Origin of the sequence: Wolbachia endosymbiont of Drosophila seguyi (genome assembly GCF_028981765.1) — a bacterium.
Classification (GTDB): domain Bacteria; phylum Pseudomonadota; class Alphaproteobacteria; order Rickettsiales; family Anaplasmataceae; genus Wolbachia; species Wolbachia pipientis.
The window spans coordinates 1-4,958 of sequence record NZ_JAPQLM010000141.1; the positions used below are offsets into that span (position 1 = coordinate 1).

At 33.6% G+C, this 4,958-nt stretch carries 5 protein-coding genes; 2 read left to right on the forward strand and 3 right to left on the reverse strand.

What is annotated here, in order from left to right; all coding sequences use genetic code 11:
* Window positions 1-229 precede the first annotated feature (229 nt).
* On the reverse strand, window positions 230-1,402 hold the full coding sequence (locus OZD62_RS03445) for a porin (RefSeq protein WP_070356730.1): 1,173 nt from the start codon (window positions 1,400-1,402) through the stop codon (window positions 230-232).
* Window positions 1,403-1,464: 62 nt separating this feature from the next.
* Complete coding sequence (locus OZD62_RS03450) at window positions 1,465-2,280, reverse strand: PAS domain-containing protein (protein ID WP_010962355.1); 816 nt, start codon at window positions 2,278-2,280, stop codon at window positions 1,465-1,467.
* 233 nt (window positions 2,281-2,513) lie between these two features.
* Between OZD62_RS03450 and OZD62_RS03455 the strand changes: the two genes are divergently transcribed.
* Window positions 2,514-3,299, forward strand: coding sequence for an enoyl-ACP reductase FabI (locus OZD62_RS03455; RefSeq protein ID WP_006280349.1), 786 nt, complete (start codon window positions 2,514-2,516; stop codon window positions 3,297-3,299).
* Between the two features lie 16 nt (window positions 3,300-3,315).
* On the opposite strand, the gene secD is transcribed toward OZD62_RS03455, so the two are convergent.
* Window positions 3,316-4,758, reverse strand: a complete 1,443-nt coding sequence (gene secD, locus OZD62_RS03460) for a protein translocase subunit SecD (protein ID WP_458695161.1) — start codon at window positions 4,756-4,758, stop codon at window positions 3,316-3,318.
* Here secD and OZD62_RS03465 point away from each other — a divergent pair.
* Window positions 4,658-4,939: a hypothetical protein gene (locus OZD62_RS03465; protein ID WP_039964338.1), complete on the forward strand. Its 282-nt coding sequence runs from the start codon at window positions 4,658-4,660 to the stop codon at window positions 4,937-4,939. The two genes, secD and OZD62_RS03465, sit on opposite strands and share 101 nt — an antisense overlap.
* Window positions 4,940-4,958 lie beyond the last annotated feature (19 nt).

The following is a 4,958-nucleotide window of genomic DNA, read 5'->3' on the forward strand; positions in this document are numbered from 1 at the left end:
CCTTTCTTTGTTCATTTGCCAGCTTAACAGCTTCCAATTTGAATTCTGCCGTATATTCTCTTACCATTTCTAATCCTCCAAAATTTTATTTTACCCAAAAAAACTCTTTTCTTTCTCTCCACTTTTTCTGGGTAAGGTCAGTTTACTGGCCTCTCCATGAGTGAGATTGAAAAATTAAGTGTGAACGGTTACCTTGGATGACAGAAAAGAGTGTTGGAAGGAGGCAATATTAAAAACTTAATTTCAGTCCAGCCAAGAGCACATAACCAGAGTTGTTATTTTCTATTTTAGGTTCTTTGGTACTAAATTTTACAATATCGAAATAGTATGAAGTACCTAAAAAAAGAGAATTTTCAAGGCTTAAAGCATATGATGTTAACTCGTTTGTACCTTCGCCTGCAATATCCCTACCACTACTAAAATATGTTAAGCTTGATTTGTAAGAATCAGAATGGTAAGCGATACCTGCATTCATATAATACGTATTATTTATTTCAGGATTACGCCTCTCACCAGATTCACCACCATTACCATACGAAAAAATGCAATCAAGATCGAACAATTTTAGCTTCAAACCAAAATTCCAGTGCAGTAATTGATTGCGACATTCATAATTTTTAGAAGTTCCATCTGAGCAACCAGTTAAATTTTCTCTTGCAAATTCACCAGTCAAAGCAGTAGTAAAACCTATATCATTTGACAAGCTGTTTTTATAGGAAAGGCCAGCAGCAATTAAATTGCTGTACTGTAAGTTATTTTTTCCTGGAACATAACTGAATCCGAGTTGAAAGTTATAGATTTCAGGGGAGATGTAGTTAATTGATGATTGTTTTAACCCTAGTTCGAGTTCATTATAATCGCTATAAATATTGGGCTTGACCCAGAACACCTTGTCTTGATTATATCCAGGGTCACCATCTTTTTTATGATCACCGCGCAAATTTGCATAGTTTGTCCAATGACCATTTACTCCTCCAGCAGCTGCATAAATTTTTGAAGTGTTAATTAACATGCTCTGACCAACTAAACTTCTTTTACCATATTCAATTGATCCAAGTTCCTGGTTTTTTATGATAAAATACCATTCCTCCATGTCTAACTTTTCTATGTCTAACGCTTTTAGGTTTGCAATACCAGAAACCCCTGCCTTAACATTAACCCCCATTTGAGTATTTGGATAAACTTGCTGTAAATAAAGAAAGCGCAAGTATGAATAACTTGAAGTTTTATCCTTAGGCTTAGCATTGAAAGAATCTCTGTTGAAGGCGTAGCCGAATCTCAAATCTATTTTTCCGTCTAGTTCTGCATAAAATATTTCCTTATCCAAAATTGTTTTAGAGCTAGCACTATTCTGCAAAAACAATGATGAAAGCAGTGCTACCAGGTAGTACTTTAACTTCATAAATAAACTTAAATCTTTATAAAAATTTAAGTTTAAACTCAATATAAATAAAAAACAACTTTTCAGAAGGCACCGCTGGTAGATTTTGCTGCCTGTTTTTGAGCTATATTCCCATAAATTATTGATACACTTGGTAATTTTCGCTTTAATAACTGCTTATTAATGGCAGAATGTATACGATTAATTATTTTAGATATACTTTTTACATCGCAGTTAATCAAAACAAAAAGCACTTTATTCTCATCAATATACCCTAGAAAATCATCACTACGGCAATTTTTATAAAAATGTTCTATGATAACTTTCAGTGCATTATTTGTCTCACTACAGCTACTATTTAAGCCAATCACTCCTATAGCTGCATTAATTTGATGTTGAAAGGCAAAATTTAATATAACGTATAACTCTAGAATAGTGGACTCATTGCCCGGTATATCGAATAAGTCATGGTTTTTATATTTTTTACCCATTAGATATTTATCTCTAAAGATTCCTAGTTTATGGGACAAACTGATATCACGTATTAATAGCTCATAATTTATTTTATTACTGGCAAATTGTGCAGTGCGGAAAACTTTTACTTTTGTCCTGATATCTTCTCCCTTAGCATCAATTAAGGAAAAATCTATCACTTTAGGTAGTATATCAAGTAAATCGTGTCCATTTTCGGTATACTCTAAATAATTCTTCACGTTGTCAGCTGCTCTTGTGCTTAAGATATTAATTAATGGCTTATTAAGCAAATTCTTCTCTTCATATTTTAACAAATCCCTTGCAACTTGATTGAGCCCTAAAATTAACACGTTTTTTTTCTTATTATCCTGACAAACAGATACCACAGCATCATCTTTTCTTCTTGCAGTTATGAAATCATCCATACTTTCATTCTATACAGCGTATTTATAAGTATAATAAGATTATATTAAGATTTACTTACTTATTAATATGCTTAATTGGGTATAGGCAGAATGTCATATGGAATGGCTTTGTTGTAGAAGAATCAAGATTACTGTTTATAGACTTCAAGTTACTGCAAAAAATATTTTAAAACATAGTGATATCTTGACTTTACCTAGTTAATATTCCAAATTATAAAAAAACAGATAGTTCTATGACGACAAGTCTATTACAAGGCAAAAAGGGATTAATAACCGGAATAATAAATAAGAGATCAATAGCATACGGTATAGCAAAAACTCTCTCAGAGCACGGAGCAGAACTTGCAATCACCTACCAGAATGAAATAATAAAAGAAAAACTATCACCAATAGCAGATGAACTAAATGTGGAGCTAATATTACACTGCGACGTTTCAAATGAAAAAATCATAGATAACGCTTTCGAAATAATAGAGAAAAAATGGGGTACTCTTGACTTTTTGGTGCATGCAATAGCATTCTCCGATAAAAATGAGTTAGATGGTAAATATGTCAATACTTCACTGGATAACTTCCTCAATGCAATGCATATATCGTGCTATTCTTTTACTGCTTTAGCGCAAAGGGCTGAAAAAATGATGTCAAATGGTGGTAGTTTACTTACTTTATCTTATTATGGCGCTGAAAAAGTTATGCCAAATTATAACGTTATGGGTTTATGTAAAGCGGCACTTGAAGCAAGTGTAAAATATATAGCATGTGATCTCGGGCCACAAAATATCAGAGTAAATGCAATTTCCGCTGGTCCAATCAGAACTTTAGCATCTTCTGGAATAAGCGATTTTCACTCCATATCAGAATGGAATAGAAATAACTCTCCGCTCAGACGCAATGTTACAATAGAGGATGTTGGCAAGGCAGCGTTATACTTATTAAGCGACTTAAGTAGTGGCACTACTGGAGAAATTTTGCACGTTGATTCAGGATATAACGTTGTGGGAATGAAGGTGGTTGACTGAGATCTAAATCCTTAATTCAAAGCGCTAGTTCCTTCGGGTTCATACACAACTCTATCAGGAGTTTTGTGACTGTGATTGCAGAAAACATCGAACATAAAATTCCTATTGATAGAGTGACAGAAAAGCCTCTTATTGCTCCACTGCCAATAATGAACATTATTCCTGCAGCAATTAATGTAGTGATATTTGAATCCAGTATTGTCTTTATAGCGTTTTTAAACCCTTCTTCAATAGCACGTTCCACTCTCTTGCCAGATTTGATTTCCTCACGAATTCGCTCAAATATTAAAACATTTGCATCCACCGCCATACCAACAGTAAGTGCAATACCGGCAATTCCAGGTAAAGTTAGAGTTGCTTCAAGCAGAGTGAGAATTGATAATATAAGAACTACATTAGAAAAAAGTGCAACAGAGGCCAATACACCTAATTTGCCGTAAGTGATGATTATAAATAAAGCCACGGCTATAATAGAGATTGTTGCTGCCATTTCCCCTGCCTTTATTGATTCTTCTCCAAGACTTGGGCCAATGTTTTTTTCTTCAATTATTTTAAGTGGTGCTGGCAGTGCTCCAGATTTTAAAAGTATTGCAAGTTCGCTTGCTTGTTTTTCAGTGAAATTACCGCTAATTTCTCCCTCTCCATTTAAAATTGGCTCACGTATTGTAGGTACTGTTAAAACTGTGTTATCCAGAACAATTGCAAAAGGCTTTCCTACATTTTCTTTAGTGATTTTCGCGAATCTTTTACTCGCTATACTGTCAAATTTAAAATGCACTGTCGGTTTACCTAAATTGCCGAATCTAACTGATGCGTTAACCAGCGAATCACCACCTATTTCAGTTTTGCGGAATATTGGATAAGAATTACCTAAAGGATCCTTGAGCATGACAGTGGTTTCATGGTCTATATCCTGCACCTTGGCTATGTTAGTGTTTGCCAAATGAAAAGCTAGCTTAGCAGTTTTGCCAAGCAGAGATTTTATCTGCTTGGTATCTTCTACTCCAGGCACCTGCACTAATATTTTATTCTGCCCTTGTTTTTGAACGCTGACTTCCTTTGTGCCAAGTTTGTCCAAACGGCGCTGGACATTGTTTATTGATTCTGCAGCTACTTCACTGATCAAAGAATTTTTATAATGTGGTTTATACGAAATGAGAATCGAAGAATCTTTTCTATTTAGCTCTAAATTTGGATTTATCGCATTAATCAACACAGATGCTTTTTTATAATCATCAATACTATTTAAAGTTATAACGCTATTTTGTACGTTAGATTCAATATTTTTTGTTAGCAATGTCTCTTTTATTTCGTTAGCTAGCATGCTTAGCTTTTCCTTAAAATAGAAGTCTAAGTCTATGTTTAAAAGCAAAGATGCCCCTCCTTTCAGGTCAAGGCCTAAGTTTATTCTTTTTTTCGAAATAAAAAGCTTATTATCAAAGAAATTTGGCAGTGTTATGTATAAAGCAAATAAACAGATGCATAATACTGAAAAAGATTTGACTATAAGTCTGTTATACATAAGTTGTAGGTTTAAAATTGTAATAATTGATTGTAAGTTAAAAATAGATTTTTGTAAAATTCTCTATTTGACCTTACCCAGAAAAAGTAGAGAGAAAGTTAAGACGTTTTTATCATGAGAATAAATTGTGCAGGAAT

What these genes read in the sequence shown, in the direction of transcription:
- OZD62_RS03455 (WP_006280349.1), top strand. Translation starts at nt 2,514, where the DNA reads ATGACGACAAGTCTATTACAAGGCAAAAAGGGATTAATAACCGGAATA.
- OZD62_RS03450 (WP_010962355.1), bottom strand. Translation starts at nt 2,280, where the DNA reads ATGGATGATTTCATAACTGCAAGAAGAAAAGATGATGCTGTGGTATCT.
- OZD62_RS03465 (WP_039964338.1), top strand. Translation starts at nt 4,658, where the DNA reads ATGTTTAAAAGCAAAGATGCCCCTCCTTTCAGGTCAAGGCCTAAGTTT.
- OZD62_RS03445 (WP_070356730.1), bottom strand. Translation starts at nt 1,402, where the DNA reads ATGAAGTTAAAGTACTACCTGGTAGCACTGCTTTCATCATTGTTTTTG.